Annotated in this window: 11 protein-coding genes; 7 read left to right on the forward strand and 4 right to left on the reverse strand. The window is 42.6% G+C overall.

Annotated features, from left to right (window positions below):
- Positions 1–132 precede the first annotated feature (132 nt).
- On the forward strand, positions 133–1,188 hold the full coding sequence (locus tag ACR63T_RS07860) for a WYL domain-containing transcriptional regulator (RefSeq protein WP_201569211.1): 1,056 nt from the start codon (positions 133–135) through the stop codon (positions 1,186–1,188).
- Between the two features lie 94 nt (positions 1,189–1,282).
- Positions 1,283–1,936 carry a TerD family protein gene (locus tag ACR63T_RS07865; protein WP_472783624.1) on the forward strand — a complete coding sequence of 218 codons (654 nt, stop codon included), beginning with the start codon at positions 1,283–1,285 and terminating at the stop codon, positions 1,934–1,936.
- 107 nt (positions 1,937–2,043) lie between these two features.
- On the opposite strand, the gene ACR63T_RS07870 is transcribed toward ACR63T_RS07865, so the two are convergent.
- Positions 2,044–3,021 carry an ion transporter gene (locus tag ACR63T_RS07870; RefSeq protein WP_305898345.1) on the reverse strand — a complete coding sequence of 326 codons (978 nt, stop codon included), beginning with the start codon at positions 3,019–3,021 and terminating at the stop codon, positions 2,044–2,046.
- Positions 3,022–3,574: 553 nt separating this feature from the next.
- On the opposite strand from ACR63T_RS07870, the gene ACR63T_RS07875 reads away from it, so the two are divergent.
- Positions 3,575–4,201 (forward strand): OmpW/AlkL family protein, encoded by a 627-nt coding sequence (locus ACR63T_RS07875; protein WP_305898346.1) that lies wholly within the window; start codon positions 3,575–3,577, stop codon positions 4,199–4,201.
- A 170-nt stretch (positions 4,202–4,371) separates the two neighbouring features.
- On the opposite strand, the gene ACR63T_RS07880 is transcribed toward ACR63T_RS07875, so the two are convergent.
- Positions 4,372–6,078, reverse strand: a complete 1,707-nt coding sequence (locus ACR63T_RS07880; RefSeq protein ID WP_472783625.1) for a 2-oxo acid dehydrogenase subunit E2 — start codon at positions 6,076–6,078, stop codon at positions 4,372–4,374.
- 39 nt (positions 6,079–6,117) lie between these two features.
- Positions 6,118–8,931: a pyruvate dehydrogenase (acetyl-transferring), homodimeric type gene (gene aceE, locus ACR63T_RS07885; RefSeq protein ID WP_305898348.1), complete on the reverse strand. Its 2,814-nt coding sequence runs from the start codon at positions 8,929–8,931 to the stop codon at positions 6,118–6,120.
- 1,616 nt (positions 8,932–10,547) lie between these two features.
- Here aceE and ACR63T_RS07890 point away from each other — a divergent pair.
- From ACR63T_RS07890 to ACR63T_RS07905, 4 genes are all read left to right on the forward strand, one after another.
- Complete coding sequence (locus tag ACR63T_RS07890; protein WP_305898349.1) at positions 10,548–11,012, forward strand: hypothetical protein; 465 nt, start codon at positions 10,548–10,550, stop codon at positions 11,010–11,012.
- 115 nt (positions 11,013–11,127) lie between these two features.
- Entirely contained in the window at positions 11,128–13,248 is a 2,121-nt protein-coding gene (locus tag ACR63T_RS07895; RefSeq protein ID WP_472783626.1) for a hypothetical protein, read from the forward strand.
- A 139-nt stretch (positions 13,249–13,387) separates the two neighbouring features.
- The gene (locus ACR63T_RS07900) at positions 13,388–18,688 is read left to right on the forward strand and encodes a hypothetical protein (protein ID WP_472783627.1); all 5,301 of its coding nucleotides are present in this window, start codon (positions 13,388–13,390) and stop codon (positions 18,686–18,688) included.
- Between the two features lie 147 nt (positions 18,689–18,835).
- The gene (locus tag ACR63T_RS07905) at positions 18,836–19,660 is read left to right on the forward strand and encodes a hypothetical protein (RefSeq protein ID WP_472783628.1); all 825 of its coding nucleotides are present in this window, start codon (positions 18,836–18,838) and stop codon (positions 19,658–19,660) included.
- A gap of 67 nt (positions 19,661–19,727) precedes the next feature.
- On the opposite strand, the gene ACR63T_RS07910 is transcribed toward ACR63T_RS07905, so the two are convergent.
- Complete coding sequence (locus ACR63T_RS07910) at positions 19,728–20,423, reverse strand: TetR/AcrR family transcriptional regulator (RefSeq protein ID WP_201569230.1); 696 nt, start codon at positions 20,421–20,423, stop codon at positions 19,728–19,730.
- Positions 20,424–20,518: the final 95 nt, after the last annotated feature.

Genomic DNA, 20,518 nt, shown 5'->3' on the forward strand with positions numbered 1-20,518 from the left:
GTTAGTATTAAAATCTACGGTCGCAAGATTTCATCTAACAAACCTAGACGCTACTAATTTTTTCTGCGATGATAATTCATTAGCGATATAAACCAAATAGCTTTAAGACTGACTGATAAAGGTAATTCCTCCATGAGCGAGCAAACAGCATCCAAAACCGAAGACAATACTAATGATGCTGCCAGCCGACACGGAGCCGCGACCACCGCACGTCAATGGCAGGTGCTATCACAGTTGCAGCGTAATCGCTGGGTGGGCACGACTCATGTTTATGAGCAGCTCAAGCTGGCAGGGTTTGATATTAGCTTACGTACAGTGCAAAGAGACCTCAACGCCTTAGCCAAACGCTTTCCGATTGAGAAGAATAACGCCAATCCGCAAGGCTGGCGCTGGTGCGATGATGCGCCACTGCAAAGTCTACCGCATATGAATCTATCGCAAGCGGTGGCCTTCAATATGGTTGAGGCCAATCTGACTCAATTATTACCGCCTGCTATTTTAGATGAGTTATTTCCTTGGTTTGATCTAGCGCGACGTCAGCTAAAAAATAGCAAGGTTACCCATTCATGGATAGATCGTGTGCGTATTGAGCCTGCCACTCAGCCACTAATTGCCCCGCATATCGACTTAGAGAGCAAAGACAATATCTATCATGCGTTATTTTATCAGCTGCAGATTCAAGCGTGCTATACCCGTAGCAATAAGCTTGAGGCAAGTGAATATACACTGAACCCTATCGCTATTATTCAACGTGGGGTCATTATCTATTTGCTCGCAACCCGTACTGATGATCCTGATGTTATTATTCGCACCTTTGCCCTACACCGCTTTGCTAGCGTTGAGCTATTAGAGACTAGCGCCCAAACGCCAAGCGGCTTTCAGTTAGATAGCTATCTAGATGCTGGCGGTATGGGCTTTACCCATCCGCTACTGAGTCAATTACCTGACCATGGTAAAAACACCGCCATCGAGCTGCACTTTACTAAAAGCGCTGGTAGAAGCTTGACGGAAAGTAAGTTAAGTGACGATCAAACGGTAACCCTAAATGACGATGATACCCTGACCATATCGGCAACGGTAAATCTTACCTCACAGCTAGTCTGGTGGTTACGTGGCTTCGGTAATGGCTTGTTGGCTACTAAGCCCGCTCTGCTTTATCAAGCTGTATCAGGTATTGAATTTGAGTAAACCTCTGAATCAGTAAATTTATTGTCGGTTTTATTTCTAAGATAGCTCATTCATCAAAACTTATGAAAAACCGTTATTACAAAAAAGGAATACTATGGCTATCGCAATTCAATCTACATTGTCTAACAGTCTATCCACATTAGGACTCACGGCGAAGACTTTGTTTTTTTCGTTGAACTTTGACTTTACTCCGCCTAAAACTGAGAAAAAGAAAAAAAATCGTTTTAAGCAAAATCAAGGCGCTATAGACATTGATATCGCTTGTGTGCTTTATGATAAGCAGTGCACTATTGTAGACATGGTTTGGTTCAAGCAGCTGCGTGATAGTGCTGAGTCTGTTCGCCATCAAGGTGACAGCCTAAACGGTAAAGATCGTGGCGAGCAAGCGCTGTATCATGCGCCGCTCGATCAAGAGCAAATCCGTCTTTATTTGAAAGATATTCCTGCTCAAGTGACTAGTATCGGCCTATTAGCGAACTCTTATTATGAACAGCCCTTCAGACGCGTCCATGCCGGTGAGATACATTTGAGCGATGATGAAGGCAATCGGGCTTTTGATATTAATTTAAAACAGTTACCAGGCGATTGTCATACACTTTGGGTAGCAAGCTTACATCGTGAGGTTGGCGATTGGCATTTGATCCTACAGAATCTGCCCCTATCTGCCAAGGATTTGGAAAAGGCGGCGCAAGAAGTCGCGCATGAGCTAGCGCGTGCCCTACCTGTGCCTCTATCAGTTGCTACCTAAACCTCTATTATACGGTTCACAACAATTTAAATTAAAAAAGCTACTCTCTAATACATAGAGAATAGCTTTTTTTAATACTATATATTTAAGTATATTGATAAAAACGCCTATAAGGACTCACCACAATTAGGGCAGAAGTTCTTTTGCTTTACTTCTTTTTCGCGCTGCTCTAGCGCTTGCTCGCGCAGTACTTGTAAGACGATAGCCTGTGCCTCTTCTCGATCCAATCCCAGCTCACGGCGTATCTTATCGATCATTGTCTGATTCTGCACTAGATCAAAATCACCATCGACTAAATACTCACGAAACTGCTGCTCGATCTCATCACGGCGTTGTTCAAGCTCATTGGCAAGGCCTGTGGCCAAAATACCTGCTGGCAAAGCTGCCAAGCCAACGCCCAAGATAGTAATAATAGCACCTAATATCTTGCCTGCATTAGTGATCGGCGTGACATCACCATAACCGACGGTAGTTAGAGTCACCACCGCCCACCACATCGCTTTAGGTATAGATTCAAACTCCTCAGGCTGGGCATGATTCTCAACTAAATAAATGCCACTAGAGGCGGTCACTATCATAATTATTAAAATAAAGATAACCGCTTGAAACGAGCCCTTCTCTTTGCTGATAACCACGAGCAAAATACGCATTGAAGCAAAATAGCGCGTGAGCTTTAAGATTCTAAACAAGCGTAATATACGCAAGAAGCGTAAATCGATACTGACAAAGAAGTTCAAAAAGGCAGGTGCAATAGCGATAAGATCGATCAGTGCTGAAGGGCTTTTGAGCCACTCCCAACGTTGTCGCCAAGTGGTATTATCAGGCTTAGCCTCAGCGACACTCCAAAACCGTAGCAGATATTCGATCGAAAACACCACGATGGAGAAATTTTCAAACCAAGTAAAATAGTCTTGATAAGGGTAATACCACTGATCGACAGACTCAGCAATAACGGCAGCTACGTTAGTCAGGATTAACAAAATTAAAAAGTAATCAATGCTCCGACTAAACAAAGTATCGTGGTCATCGTTTTGCAGAATGTCATAAACAAAGTGACGTAAGCGGTGTATGGGATGAAATGGCATACTGACCTTAATGGCTAATGGCTAATGGCTAATGGAGCTTATAAAACTCAATTAAAATCTTGAGCGTTTTATAACGTTTAGGGCGTGTTAGAACCTTATTATCATGACTTTAACAAAAGCTGTGACAATTATACAAAATTTGCGTAATAAATATAGCACAATACCAATAGCAATAAGGCAATGATACCCAACGACCAGCTCAAAACTTGCTGTTCTTTATAAGAGCTGCTACTTAAGTTATTTGCTTGCACTAACGATAAGCCGCATTCTGGACAACGGTTATCATCTGCGCTCACTACCTGCATTAAGCGCGCACTATTACAGCGCAGTGGGGAGTTACTACAGTATCCAGTCATATATTAACCAATAAGATAGTTCTCTATAAAATTGTTTAGAGTTTATTTTTAAATCACTACAGTTTGTAAGGGTTTTATATTATAATAATACCTATAAGCTACTAGTTGTTTTTTATAGTAACTTTGTCTCTCAGTAAATGATGCCATCCCTCATCAATAATTACTGAATATTATTTATTATGTTAAGGACTTAAACAATGAAACTACAATCCCTAGTTTTAGCCACTGCTACGGCACTTAGTATGACCACTGCTTTTGCGGTTCCTGCTGGTACTTGGTCTGTTGCTGCTGGCGCGCACATGGTAGATCCAAAAAGCGACAATGGCACTTTAAATAATGGTCTAAATGTTGATGTCGATGATGATATTCGTCCAACAATCAGCGGTGAATACTTTATCGCTAATAACGTCGGTATTGAATTACTAGCAGCTATTCCTTTTCATCATGACTTTACTTTGAACGATGCGGCTGGTAATGAAGTCCTTACAGGTAGCACCCAACATCTGCCACCTACTCTGTCATTACAATATCATTTTGACTATGACAATATGCCATTAAATATCAAGCCATTCGTAGGTGTTGGTGTCAACTATACGATGTTTTTTAAGGAAAGAATCTCTAATGGTGCAGATTTAGATCTTGATGATAGCGTTGGCGTAGCAGGTCATGTTGGTATCGATATTCCGTATGCTGCAACTGAAGCTTTCCGTATTGATGCCCGCTATATGGATATCAAAACTGACGCTAGCTTGAACGGTGCCGACATTGGTGAGATTGATATCAGCCCTTGGGTTTATGGCGTAGCATTCGTTAAACAGTTCTAATATAGGTAAATTTCAGATAAACTTATTAATAAAAAGCCAGCGTTGATGCTGGCTTTTTGGTGTCTATTACCTATAAATATCAGGCCTTGAATCAATTAGTTAAGCCCATAAAAAAGACCGTCTGTAGACAGTCTAATTTTTATTAAATCTTCTAGATAGTTAAATCAGCTCTACAACAAAATCTTGCGTGGATCAGCCAACAAACTCGCTACATAACGGGTGAATACTGCTGCATCAGCGCCATTGATAACACGATGATCATAAGATAATGATAGTGGTAACATTAAACGCGGTTCGAAGGTCTGTTTGGCAGCATTCCACACTGGTTGCATCGTTGCCTCTGAGGCACCTAAGATACCAACTTGTGGCCAGTTAACTAGTGGTGTAAATGCTGTACCACCTAAGATACCTTGGCTTGATATCGTAAAGCTAGCGCCTTGTAGATCTTTGGTACTAAGCTTTTTATCACGGGCTTTTACAGCCAGCTCGCCAATCTCAATAGCAATCTGCTTGATGCCTTTATCTTGCGCATCTTTAATCACAGGAACTATCAAGCCGTCATCAGTAGCGACAGCAATACCCATATTCACGCTTTTGCGTAGGATAACTTGGGTATTATCATCACTTAGATGACTATTGAAGCGCGGATGCTGAGTAAGCGCATAAGCAGTAGCCTTAACGATAAAGGCTAAAATAGTCAGACCTATACCTTGTGCTTTCATACCGCCTTTAAGCTCACCACGTAGTTTTTCGGTCTCAGTAATATCCGATAGGTCAAACTGAGTCACTTGTGGTAAGTAAGTATTATAGTTGAGCTGCGGTATAGACACCTTTTGCAAGCGTGTCAGATCTTGCACCTCAAGCTCGCCCCAGATTGCAGCATTACTCATATCAGGTAATGTAGGCAGACTAGCATGCGCACTACTGCTAGTAGCAGGTGCTGCTTGCTGAGTGCTCAAACTGTTTTTTACATGCGCAAACAGATCTTCTTTTAGGATACGCTCATTGATCGCTGAACCACTCACCTGAGTGATATCAACACCAAGCTGACGGGCAAGCTTACGCACAGCAGGGCCTGCATAAACCTCTGTTAATTTTTCATTAACTTGAGATTCCGTCAGCTTAGCAGTCGCTGCTGGTGCAGTACTGGCTGTCGCAGCCTTAGCAGGAGCTTGCTTAGGCTCACCTGTGGTTTGTGTTGCTTGCTTGTCTGCAGTAGACGTTTTGGCTGTCGGCTCATCAGCTTTAGGCTCATCTACCTGAGCGCTATCATCCGCAGCACTGCCAACGATCACAATAAAGTCTTGGCCATTAGCAACCATATCACCAACATTGACTAAGATTTTTTCAATCTTACCCGCCTCTGGTGCTGGTACTTCAACCGAAGCTTTGTCAGATTCGATTAACAGTATTGATTGATCCTCAGTGACCATATCGCCAACGCTGACCATAATCTCAGCTACTTGCGCTTCATCGACGCCAAGATCAGGCAATGGATGCGTTGTTGCGGATTTTGCTGCCGCTTTAGCAGGTGTGGCTTTGGACTCAGAGGCGTTATCGCTTGCCACTTCAGTCTTAGCTTCATTGCTTTGAGTCTTATTTTCTGCTGGTTTTTCTTGGGTCTCAGGTGTGCTTTCGGCGCTATCAGAATCAGCGCTGTCAATTTCAATTAAAAGTACGCCTTCAGTGACCTGATCGCCAATAGCGACATTGATCTTAGTGACTTTTCCAGCAGCAGAGCTTGGTACTTCGACTGAGGCTTTGTCAGACTCTAATAATATAATATTATCATCTTTGGCAATCACATCGCCGACTTGTACCATAATCTCGCTGACTTCGGCACTATCGACGCCTAAATCGGGGGCTTTAATTTCCATCCTTACTATCCTTATCTTAAGACTACCTTGTCTTGTAGTTTATTCTGCGACGTCATCATCATTAAGTAACTGGGCATCGGCTTTGTCTTCAGCGCGACCTTCACTACTGATTTCATCATCGTCTTCACCAACAAACTCAGGTACAGGATTCGGGTTTACCTTGTCAGGCGCAGGTGCATCTGGGAAATGATCATAATGAGGTTGCTGCTGCCATGCTGGTGGCTGATCAACATCGATTCCAAAACTTGAGATCGCGTCTTTGACCAAGCGCATTTCAACTTCACCTTCATCCGCTAGGCGCTTAAGAGTTGCAACGACAATGTGTGCCGCATCAACATTAAAGAAGCTACGTAAGTTCTCACGGGTATCCGAGCGACCATAACCATCAGTACCTAAAGTAGTATAAGGACGGTTGTCTGGTAACCAAGCACGGATTTGCTCAGAATAATTACGCATGTAATCCGTTGCTGCAACCACGATACCTTCGTGCGGTGCTAACTGCTCAGTGATCCAAGAAACTTTTTCCTCTTCCATAGGGTGCAAGCGATTGTAGTCATCACAAGCCATACCGTCACGAGTCAGCTCATTAAAGCTCGTTACACTCCAGACGTTAGAGGTGATGTTAAACTCATCTTTTAGGATACGAGCTGCTTTTTGCACTTCGCGTAAGATGACCCCTGAGCCTAATAGCTGAACTTGAGTTGAACCATTATCTTCTAACAGATACATACCACGTTTGATACCTTCTTCTACACCTTCTGGCATAGCAGGCTGCTCGTAGTTCTCATTCATGAGCGTCAAGTAATAATAAACGCGCTCGCCTTCACCATACATACGACGCAGACCGTCATGCATCACGACTGCCAGCTCATAACCAAAGCAAGGATCATAGCTGACACAGTTTGGCACGACATTGAACAATATCTGCGAATGACCATCTTGATGCTGTAGACCCTCGCCATTTAGCGTAGTACGGCCTGCTGTCGCGCCTAGTAAGAAACCCTGAGCCTGACAGTCTCCTGCTGCCCAAGCCAAGTCACCAACGCGCTGGAAACCAAACATTGAGTAGTAAATATACATCGGAATCATCGGTAACGCGTTAACAGAATAGCTGGTTGCCAAAGCAATCCAGGCACTCATAGCACCCGCTTCATTGATACCTTCTTCTAACATGTGACCGTCGATGGCTTCTTTATAGCCCATCAAAGCTTCGCTATCTTCTGGCGTATATTTTTGCCCAAGAGCAGAGTAGATACCCAGTTGACGGAACATACCTTCTAATCCAAAGGTGCGTGCTTCGTCAGGTACGATAGGTACCACACGGTCTTGGATGTCTTTGTTTTTTAGCATGGCCGATAGAAGACGTACAAACACCATAGTCGTCGACTGCTCTTTGCCTTTGCTACCTTGTATTACGCGATCAAAGATAGACAACTCTGGAATATTTAGTGGAATATGACCACTACGGCGGTTTGGTAGATGACCGCCTAACGCTTCACGGCGACCTTTTAGGTATTTCATCTCCGCTGAACCCTCTTCAGGGCGATAAAAAGGTAGCGTCTCTAGCTGCTCATCGGTAAAGGGCAAATCAAAACGATCACGGAAATATACCAAAGCTTCTTGATTAAGCTTTTTGATTTGATGTGAGTTATTGACTGCTTGCGCTTGGTTAGATAGGCCGTAACCCTTAACCGTCTTAACCAATACAACGGTTGGTTGACCTTTGGTTTTCATCGCTTCACTAAACGCAGCATAGACCTTCATCGGATCATGACCACCACGGTTTAGGCGTGAGATGTCATCATCTGTCAAGGCATCTGCCATCTCTTCTAGCTCAGGATATTTACCAAAGAACCCTTTGCGCGTAAATTCAGGCGTACGCGCCTCATATAATTGATACTCGCCATCGACCACTTCTTCCATACGGTGTTTGAGCACACCCGTATCATCATTGGCAAGCAAACTATCCCACTTACCGCCCCAAATCACCTTTATTACTCGCCAGCCTGCACCGCGGAATACTGACTCGAGCTCTTGAATAATCTTACCATTACCACGTACCGGTCCATCAAGACGCTGTAAGTTACAGTTGACTACCCAAATGAGGTTATCAAGCTTCTCACGACCAGCAAGAGAAATAGCACCTAAGCTTTCTGGCTCATCTGTTTCACCATCACCTAAGAACGCCCAAATTTTGCGCCCTTCCGACTCTAGCAGTTTACGGTTTTCCATATAGCGATGGACATGCGCATGATAGATCGACATGATCGGACCTAAGCCCATAGATACTGTAGGGAACTGCCAATAATCTGGCATTAGGTAGGGATGTGGGTAGCTTGACAGTCCCTTGCCGCCTACTTCACGACGAAAGTTATCTAGCTGCTCCTCATCCAAGCGACCTTCTAAATAAGAACGCGCATAGATACCTGGCGCTGAGTGACCTTGGTAGTAAACCATATCACCGCCAAAATGATCACTGGCAGCGCGGAAAAAGTGGTTAAAACCTGTCTCATAGAGGGTAGCACTAGAGGCAAATGATGCCAAATGACCGCCTAAGTCGTCGTCATTTTTGTTTGCACGCATCACCATTGCCAAAGCATTGTAGCGAATCAAGGCACGAATCTTACGCTCAATAGCTGGGTCACCAGGGTACATCGGCTCATCTTCAACAGCGATAGTATTGACATAAGCAGTGTCCAAACGGTTAAAAGGCAGCCCTTCTTGCACCGCCATGTTGTATAACGCTTTTAATAAAAACTGTGCGCGATCTTTGTCCGCGTGTTTTATGACGGACTCAAACGCTTCCAGCCATTCTTGGGTTTCGGTGCTATCAGCATCCTTATAATAATTCATCTACGATAATCCTTATATATCAGTCGTTCCTGCAATAACAGGGGGTAATTGAACAGTTTGATGAGACAAAGGTAGCTTAACGACGTCCTTGCTACATTTAAGCAGTCCTGTGTCCAGCGGGGCAACAGCACTCAAAGGTGTCTGTCAATTTAGTAGGTTGGTGCGATTAGAGGGGTCTAACATGGTAATACAAAAATTACGACATAACCATAATTGCATAATTATAAAGACTAATGACAAAACTAAAAACCTTTATCTATTCTTTATGATCATTTAATTTTGATAGCACCCTAATTGAAATTAAGTCAGATCTTATTCGATACTGTCTATCACTTCGTTTAGAGCAGAGTATTGCTATGCTAGAGATTAATCAGTAAATAGGATCGAGTGTTATTGATTAGGTTAAGATTAGAGCTCACTTATATTGCCATCGTCTCAAACACAACATCACTCATCACTTGTCTATAAAATAGCGACTATCAGCTGACTATAACATATAGTCAGTATAATTTTCCCTTATGCCTAAAACTTATGTACTTGAGAGCTATGTACCTGAAACCTATATACCTAAGACTTAGTAAATAAAAGACTTGATAGCCTCTATACATAGAATTATAGCCCGTTATTATAAACAGTTATCCCCGTGTTGTTTATAACTGTTTATAAATACTATTGGCATAAATATTTTTTAGATAAATGATCAATATATTCACATTATTAAATATTATCTAGGAAACGTCATTTTTTATAGATTTTTTGTAATATGCGACAAATCTATAGCCTTACACTGTTAAGAAAACATTAAGGGTGACAAAATTTGTCACCCTTAATAAACTGAAGTGTCAAAATTTGGTTTTCTCAATTAATAATGACTATTATTCCCTCATACCTCCTATCTTATATCCTCTGACCATAATCGTAGTATTAAAAGACATGCCTGTTATTAAATCTACCCTCGTGTATTCACGATAAACCCTATCTGTTTCAAATTATTACTTGCATATGAAGATCAAATATCAGATACGTATATTTACAATTTTAACTTTACTGGTACATTTATTGCATATAAATACCTAAGACCTAGATCTTATGTTAATTAAGCGCAATTTACTCTAGCTTATAGAATTGAAGCATTTAACAGAGGAGATGAGGTGATATTGAATTACAGAGTGTACAAATCAATGATGAATTATCCACTCCTCCAATAAAGTCTGTTTTTAGCCCACTACGTTCGCTTGGTATTGCTGCAGAAGTTTATGCTCGCAGTAACCCTTCATATATGGTCGAAACAGCACTGTCTTATCCAGCAAATTTGAATGGGTAAAAGTGCTTGCTGGCTCCACCACATCAATAAAAGCCAAATTATTTTCTGACACTAAATAAGTTACGGCAGCTAATCAATCATTTAACTATATTACTGTAAACGCTATTAATTTTACCGTTTATCGGAATTAAAGTGACTATATGTAACTTATTTGTAAAAATGGCTACCAAATAAGTCCGTTAAACAGCCGTATATCGCAAATAAATGTTTTATATAATATTCTGGCACAATATTTGCTCGTTTATTATAGATTTAGAATTTTTTAACACAATATTCATATAAGGGATATTAAATGAAATATGTAAAGCCTATTCAGAGTGTTTTGATCGCAGCGTTAGCATCAGTATGTCTACTCAATACTGCCTATGCTGAGGAAGCACTAAAGATGGAGCTATCTGCTAATAAAGTTATCACCGCAGCCAATGGTAAAGTTTCTTATGCCCCTATTAGCACAGCACCTGCTGGCACAGTCGTTCAGTACAAAGCGACTTATGTAAACACTGTCAACAAAGATATCCAAGATTTGGCAGTAGTCTTACCTATCCCTGCCAATATGACCTTTACTGGTGAAGCAAGTCCTACTAGTGCACAAGCAAGCATCGATGGTAAAAACTATGCTGATATGCCACTGATGCGCAAAGTCGAGGGCAAGCTAGTCAAAGTTCCCTTTTCTGAATATCGTACCCTACGCTGGAATATTAAACTCTTGCCTGCACAGAAGTCCGCTGCTGTCGCTCTTAACACTATTGTTGACTAGTACTGCTAATCACTGGCTGGTTACTACCATTGTTAGTTTACTATTTTTTATTTAAACCTTTGTTGAATGGTTCATTTTAGAGCTTTTCATTTAGAACCTTTAGGAGATTCACCGCATGAAATCTAACTTATTTAAACACTCAGTACTGACCGTTGGTATTGTCAGTGCACTGGGTATTACTGGTACTGCTATTGCTGCCACGACATCAGTAGGATCGACCCCTACTGTTACTAACGTGGCTACAGCGACTTATAGTATTGGTGATGTAGCGCAGACTCCAGTCAAATCCAACCCTGTCACAGTAAATATTACGCAAAGTGCTGCATTTGACTTATCAGCTGATAACGAAGATGGCGACACAGCAGATGACTTTAACAAAAGCATAGTCGTTACTCCTAAAGGTCGTGTCTCTTTTAATCATACTTTGACTAACTCAGGCAACATAGATGACACTTATACCATGTCATTGACTCAAGGTGGCACTATTCCAGGTATCACACCTCAAAATGCAAGCGACTATGACTTGGATCTAACCAACGTCACTTATATTATTTATAATGCATTAGGTACACAGACTAGCTCTACTACAGTCACAGGTACCGAGTTCCAAAATAAAGTCATTACGTTACCAGCGGGCGCAAGAGCAGACATCGCTATTTCTGCGAAAACTCGTGACAACGTCGGTGGTGAACTACAAAACTTGACACTAGGAGCAAGCAGTACCTTTATCACTACTGCTGAACCTGGTTCAGCTGATCTTACAAACGTCAATAACAGTACGACAAAAGTACCTGTCTTTAAGATTACCAGTCGCACGGGTAGTACTTTGGACTTAAATGATGCCAGTGATATCGTGACTTATACCGTCACTGTGCTGAACGATGGTAGTGCAGCTTATGCCAACGCTGCTAATGGGATCAATATTATTGATAACCTACCAGCAGGCTTACGTTTGGCAAGTAGCCCAAATCTGAGTGTGAGCAACGGTGCTAGTATTGCTGCGGGCAAGAACGGCGCAGGTTCAGGTTCCAATAACGATAGTGTCCTTGTTACTAACCTTAATCTAGCCGTAGGCGAAACAGCGACCATCAAGTTTGATGTGCAAAGAGATGCTGACGAACTTAGTGCTGTAGTCAAAGGTGTTGTCAACCATGCCGTAGTCAAGCTTAATTTAGGGGCTGACAGTGGTGAGATTTACGATACAACAGATCCAGATGATACCGCTCAAAACACTGGAAATTATTATCCAACAACTGACGATAGTGAAATCATCAATGGTGCTAATAACGCTGCTACTGGTGGTGATTCAACGTCCCCATTGATCGCTAATCAGCGTGCTTTTGACATTAGCGGCGAAACTAGTAAAGAGATTCCAACCAATACTTCTGCGACTACGTTGGTGACTCATTCTGCCGTTATTACTAACTCAGGAAAAGAAGTCGAAGGTGACACGCCAGGCGAGATTAAATTTACCATTAAGCCTGACGCTAATAATAAAGTAACCGTAGTAACGGGTTCAGTCGAGCTAGTATACGATCCTGATAATAATCCTGCTACGCCTAACTTTACTTATACTATCCTACGTGATGGCAACGGTGATAATGACTTAACTAATGCCCTTCCTAAAGATGGCGCGCCTGCCTGGACTGGTATGGCTCCAGGCTCAACAGTTACTATTAACTATAAAACTAAATCTGAGAATGCTGTTCTAGGCACTACAGAAAATATTAATATTACTTTAATTCCAGGTGGTACAGATGCCCCAGTTGTGCCTAATACTCAAGTCATCAATAAAACGGTAGTTAAAGGTTTAATACTCAATAAACAGCAAGCTTTGAATGTAACTTGCGGGGCAAATGCGGCATTAAACTTCGCCGACGGACCTATTAGCGCTACGCCTGGTAACTGTATCGTTTATAAGATATCTGCTTTTAATAACTTCTCGACTGCAGATGCGCGTTTCACTTTTGATAACACACTTATAAGTGATGTTATATCTCAGTTCGGTGATATAGCTACTGTTTTGACTAGTACAACGACGCCAAGCTTTGAGATCAAACTTGATGACGTTACTGGCCCAACTATAAAGCCTACTACCAATAAGTACTCAGCTGATTTGGATGCCACTAGAGTTGGCGGTACCGTCACTACAATAGCGCCACAACAGTACGCTGCTATGATGTTTGCAGTAAAAATCAATACTGCAGGTACTGAAGAAGATACTACTCAGCCTTAATAAGAATGAGCATTTTTGATCTATGGTGCACTTTCTTAATAGTTTAATAAAGTGCCCAACCCAGCGGTCTTTGTTGTTATAAGATCATCAACAAAGACCACTTTCTTACCCTTTAGATTTGATTGGATAATCACGTATTATGACACTTTACTGTATTTCTCAGTCTACTCGTCTGACTACAAAAGCGGCTAAGCTATCGGCTTTGACTGCAGCTATACTGATTATGCAATCAAATTCTGCATTAGCAGCGACCGACCTGTTAAGCGTGATTGATAACACCGCACAGGCCAGTTATAACGTTAATGGTGAAACCAAGGTTACCTTAGAATCCACTTCTAACAAGGTACGCGTCAAATCTTCTGCGCTACCTGAATATGGTATTACCTTATCCAAACCGCTTAGACAGACGGTATCGCCTGGAGCGACTGCCAGCTGGATCAACGTTTTAAGTAACACAAGCTATAACGATCAGACTATTGAGCTCAGCTTAGCTGCCCCAACGACTTTGTCTAACCTGATGGTCTATCGTGACCTAAATAACAATGGTATCGTCGATGCTGGCGACCAATTGGTTGAATTTAAAGATTTAAAGGCACAAATTACTTTAGGACAAAGTGAGAGCATTCAGCTGATTGTGCAAGCTTTAACCGATCGTAATGCAAGCGAAGGCGATACCGCTGATATTCGACTAGGTGCTGTTGTTTTAGAGGATCCCTCAGTATCGGCAGCAACCGCCACTGATGGCTTAGTAATCGTTGAACCTAGTATCAACTTCACGACTTTTAAGTTTGATGGTAATAAGAGCACCTCACAAGTTGGTGCAGATATTTATGTCCAAGCTAATTATGCTCAGTGTAACTTTAGAGCCGATAAAACTGACGAAGTTTGGGTCACTGTCAAATCATCCCAGCCATCAACGGGAACTGGTGATACTTACTCATTAAAAGCTGTTGAAACGGGTAATAATACGGGTAAGTATCAGGTAAAGGTACTGACAGAGAACAATGCCAATGCGATTAATGACAAGATTGTTCAAACGTTGGAAGGCGACAATCTAACGGTGAGTTTGGATGCTTGTATTGATAACGATGGCAATCGCGTCGATATTACTGAAAATATTAACAGCGCTATCAATATTATCAACGAAGCGCCCAGCCTATTAGTGACCAAAGAAAGTGAGGTAAAAACCGCTGAGCTTGGTGATTATGTCAGCTACAGTATCGATATCACTAATAACGGTCGATCTACCGCTTATGATGTCGAATTAAAAGACGCGCTGCCCCGTGGCTTTGACTATGTTGAAGGTAGTGTGCGTATTACCCCGACTACTACTGTCGATATCAATCAACCACAAACTACTGAGTTCAAAGCTGAAGGCAAATATCAAGTATTAGGCCTAGGCGATATGGCAGTGGGCGAAACTAAGAGCATTACTTACCGAGTATTGTTAGGAGCATCAGCGCTAGGTGGCGACGGTATCAACCGTGCTACTGCCAACGCGCGTGACGAGCAAGGGTTAACCTTAATCTCAAGAGAGGCACAGTGGAAGATTGAAGTTGAGCGCGGTGTGATGAATACTGACGGCATCATCATCGGTAAGGTATATCATGATATAAACCGCGATGGCATCCAGCAAAAAGAAGATGGCGAGCTTGGCGTTGCGGGTGTACGTATCTACATGGAAAACGGTAACTTTGTCGTCACCGATCCTGAAGGTAAATATAACTTTTATGGTATCAGTGCCAAAACCCACGTGCTAAAAGTGGATCGTACCACTATTCCAAACGCTACTGAACTCGTCATCCAAAGTAACCGCAATGCAGGCGATGCAGGCAGCCGTTTTGTCGACCTAAAGTACGGTGAATTGCATCGTGCTGACTTCGCTATCGTCGGTGGTATGGGTGACAGTACTGAGCGCCTAAACAAAGAGCTGGTTACCCGTAGCAAAACTATTAGTGCCAAGAACGATACTCTCGAGCAAGCGGTCAAAACGGAACTTACCTTAGACCCTGATTATAGTCGTGACTATGAGGACAATGTCGATGCCAGTGGCTGTAATATTAATGGTGATTTAGACCTCGGTATTGGTTGTGACTCGGCCATTGTCAATGATATGGTCAACTCTGCGGATCGCATAGATATGGAGGTCACTACCGTCACTCAGCCGCAACCAAAACTGCTTGAAGAATATCTAAAAGATGTCGCTAGTAACGATGTTAGCTTTATTAATCTAACGGCGGGTCAACAGCTAAGCACTTATAAGCAGATGGTACAAGTACAAGCGCCCTTAGGCTCTATCTTTACCCTTTATGCCAATGGCAAAGCGGTATCAGAGCAGCAAATAGGTAAAACGGCTGAGCAAGAAAACCAGAACGTTACTGCCTTTGATTATTATGCAGTCGACCTAAAACGTGGATCTAATACCCTGCGCGGCGTGGCCACTGATATCAATGGTAAGGTTATCTCTGAGCAAACTATCGAAGTCTTGACACCTGATAGCTTGCAAGCCATCAATTATCGTACTCAAAAGCAATTGATACAAGCCGATGGGATCAGTGAATACCAAGTCGTCATTAGTCTAAAAGATCGTGATGGTCGCCCCTTTGTAGGTGCAACGCCGATCACTATCGATACTAATATTGGTCGTGTTAATCTCGAAGATAGCAGTAAAGATGACGCTGGTGTCCAAGTTACGGTTAATGGTGGCGAGCTGTTAATACCAGTCGTAGCGCCAAGCGTACCAGGTCGTGGCGAGATGATCATCAACACAGGCAATAGCAAACAAGTTATTCCACTGCAGTTCACCTCAAAGCTACGCCCACTCATTGCCGTCGGTATCGTTGAAGGCGCTATCTCACTAAAAGACTTTGATGGTGGTCAGATCACTGATGCGCAGGGCGCGTTTGAAAAAGAGCTGCATGAGTTTGCGGGTAACGATGATTACTCAGCTACCGGTCGTGCGGCGATGTTCCTAAAAGGTAAAGTTCGCGGTGATTATCTACTGACTTTAGCTTATGATAGTGACAATAAAGGCGAGCGCCTGTTCCGTGATATCGAACCTGGCGAGTACTACCCTGTCTATGGTGATTCATCAGCTAAAGGCTTTGATGCGCAATCAACTAGCAAGCTGTATGTACGCGTTGACAAGGGTCGCTCATTTGCTATGTACGGCGATCTAAAGACGCAAATCGACGGTGATGACGGTATCAAGCTTGGTCTGTACAACCGTACATTAACGGGTGCTAAAGCTCAATTCGAAGATGACAATACTCGCGTTACTGCTTTTCTTGCAGAAACTAGCAGCAGTCAGCGTGTCAATGAGACTCGCGGTCTAGGTATCTCAGGCCCTTATCCACTAGCTGAGAACTTCGATGCGGTACTAGAGAATTCTGAGACTATCGAGGTGATCACTCGTGATGCGAACAACCCTGGATTGATCATCAATCGTGAGGTTCTAACGCGTTTCGCTGATTATGAGATTGATCCTATTAGTCGTAGTTTATTCTTAAAATCACCTATCGCAAGCCAAGACCTCAGTGGCAACCCTATCTATATTCGAGTCACTGTAGAAGTGGACACAGGTGGCGAGAAATATTGGGTCGGCGGCGTGGCAGCTAAGCAGCAATTGAGCGAAAAAGTCGCTATTGGTGGCAGCTATGTTAAGAGCGATGATCCGCTCAATAATGAGGAGCTTGCCAGCGTGAATACTGTCGTTAAATTCAATAACAATCTAAAACTCGTTGCTGAATATGCGATGAATAAAGCACAAAACCCTAATTATCAAGCCAGCAATCAGATTAATGCCGCTTTGCTAACCGATCAAGATGCTAAGGGTGATGCGTTACGTATCGAGCTTGACTATGACAATAAAAACAATACGCTTGCCAAGGCTTATTATAATGATGCAGAAGAAGGGTTTGTTACTGGTGCTTCACCCTTAACTGCTGGACGCACAGAGTCTGGAATCAAACTTACTCACCTTATTAACGATAAAAATACCGCGCTCAAACTTGAGGGCGTGAGCACTAAAGACAGTACTACTGAGGCCAGTCGCCAAGGGGTGCTTGCTAGTATCGAGCAGCGCTTAAGTACTAACATAGTCGGTGAAGTAGGCTTGCGTTATTATAAGCAAGATTCAACAGCAGCCTCGCGTAATATTCAAGGCGCTACTGATGTCGTTGATGTCACTGATGACACTATCTTTAATGATGACATTATCAATCAGTCTGCACTCAACGGTGTTAGCACTGCTGATAAAGACATCGAAGGCACTACGGCACGCGCGCGTATCACCGCTCGTCTGCCTAAGCTCAATAACTCCTTAGTCTTTGCAGAATATGAGCAGGATATCGACAATAGCGATCGTAATGCAACCTCAATCGGTGGTGAGACGCCACTAGGTAAGTTAGGTCGTCTTTATGCGCGTCATGATTTGATTAATAGCTTATCAGGTAGCTATGGTCTTGATGATACTGAGGAGCGTCAACGTACGGTCTTTGGTTTTGATGCCACTTATATGAAGGATGGCAAAGTCTATAGCGAATATCGGATGCGTGACGCTATCAGTGCTCGTGAAGCTGAGGCGGCTATTGGCCTTAAGAACAAATGGTATGTACAAGATGGCCTAACGATAAACACCTTATTTGAGCGTGTTGAATCCTTAGAAGGCGATGACGATAGTACAGCTACTGCAGCCGGTATCGGTGTCGAATACTTGGCTAATGAGAACTACAAAGCCTCTGCGCGCTTTGAAAATCGTTGGGGTGATACCAGTGATACTTTATTAGGTAGCGCTGGTATTGCTTATCGTTATACTGATGAGATTACTCTACTCGCCAAAGATATCTATTCAAAAGTTAATTATGATGATGGTCACCGTACCGTTAATCGTTTCCAGCTTGGAGGCGCTTATCGTGACTATGATAGCAATCAGTTAGACATGCTAGCCAAGCTTGAGTATCGTTTGGATGATAACCAGACAGGCAATGATGCTTATCAAAAAGATGCGATCATCTGGTCTTTAAGTGGTAACTACCATCCTACTCGTCCATTGACACTCTCTGGTCGTTACGCAGGTAAGTATACTCAGTTTGACGCTGACAACATCAGTAGCGATAATACGGCTCATGCTCTTTATGGTCGCGGACTTTATGATGTTAGCGAGCGCTGGGATATTGGCTTACAAGCAGGTACTTATTGGAATGCTCAAGCTGATGATATGTCCTATATGCTTGGTGCTGAGGTCGGCTATAGCCCGATGACTAATCTTTGGTTGTCGTTAGGTTATAACTTTATGGGCTTTGAAGATGAAGATATCGCTTATGAAGACACTACGCAACAAGGGGCTTATTTTAGATTACGCTTTAAGTTTGATGAAGAGCTATTCAAACGTGATGATCCGCGTAAAGATAAGCGCTTAAACAATATCTCTACGCTATAGTTTATTATAGTTGTATTTATCAAAGCTGTATTTGTCAAAGCTGTATTTATCAAAGCTACTTGTAGCAGTTAGCGGTACTATAAGCCCCTATTAAAGCCTATATTTACCGCTATACTAATTTACCCTTATACTATTAAGGTCTGTCCTATGTCTAATGCTACAATCGCGCTACCCCAAGTGTGTCGTCCTTATTTATCATCAGCTGCTCGTACTTTGGCGGCGCTGCTTTTGATGGGCGCAGTATCTAGTGCTGGGGCAGCAGATGTAGACACTTATAAAGTGGATGCCTTTGCTCAATCAGCTACTGGCTGTACTACTACAAATCTATCGGACCCCTCAGCCCTAAAATCAAGACTGCATCAAAGCGCAAATCGCGCGAATATCGAGTGTAAGCTGGCTGAGCTTGAACGTTTTCAAGATGAGGCTGTATTGAGTACTTTAACCAAACCTCAAGCGGCTCGCCAGCAGTACTTAGCTTACAAAGCACAAGCTTGGCTAAATTATGCCACCCATGAGAATAGTATAAAAAGCCATACAGCTGCTGGCAATCATGCGCTACAATCTGCTGATATTATCTTACAGGCATTAAAAAACTCTAACCTGCAAACGCTTGATCTAAGCCCAGATATTCCTGATAGCTCAGCGCTAATGCGTCCTGATCTTTGGGCTGTATTGACAGCGCTAAAAGACAAGGATGGTATGGAGCAGGCGCCAAGAGAGCTGGCCTTTAGTGAAGTAGCACTAGTATGGGCAGCGGCCGATCACTGCGAGCACGGCGCTCGTCAATCAGTCTCTCACTTTCGGATGGCGGATCGCTGGCTTGAGCAGGCACGCGAAGCTTATGTCAATGCTCACGACTCAGAGACTAACGTAGCGCTTGAGAGGCTCACTAATAGCTATTATAAGCAATACGCTCTTGTTGATTCTAATGATGATAGTTGTCGTAGCTATCGCTTTCCCTCTGCTATATAAGATATCAATATTTAAAGCATAAAAAAGCCGACGTAATGTCGGCTTTTTTATGCTTTAAATAGAACTATTAACGACTTTTGCGCGGGAGCTTCTCTGGCATATAGCAACGCAAATAAGCGATAGAAGCAGTGTTTGCCTCTTGTACATAGTTATCCGTGATACTGCCATGACGACGATAAGACAAGGTAAAGATACCGTTAATAATGCTATGGGTAATCAGCAAAGTATCTTGAATATCATCGAATTTGGGCATCTCGTAGCGTTCAGATAAGCGCTCATAAACTAACTTGACGATCTGATGATCCATATCTTCACCGAAGCTGTCCCCTTCAAAATCAGGCGTATTAGTATCATATATTAGCTTAGCTTTGGTTTCATCATCATGGAATATGTGCACACAGCGCTCAATCAGGGCGGTTAAATATCCCTGCCATCTATCGTAATCGCCATTTTCGACAGTCTGCAATACTTCTAATATCTCAATAGCGTTCAAAAAACGTAACGCTAAAAATATCGCTTCGATATTTGGGAAAAAGTGATAAGCAGAGGCACGAGGGATACCCGCTTCTTCACACACTGCTGCTAAAGTAATATCATTAATAGGATGAGTCTCACTAAGCTTTTTGGCACCCATTAATAGTTTTTGGCGGCGTATACGGCCCTGCTGACTAGTAAATTTAAACTTGTTTGGCACCAGCTTTTTGGCCAGCTCCGAATCTACTAGTACATCTTCGATTTTATCGTCTGTTTTGTAGTCACTCATCATAAACCCTTTCTTTGTGTGTGCTCTATTATAAATTACGAATCTATCAACGATTATTAGTACTCAATTGGCGTATTAATAATAAGGGTAACTAT

The organism is Psychrobacter sp. M17(2026) (genome assembly GCF_055699815.1).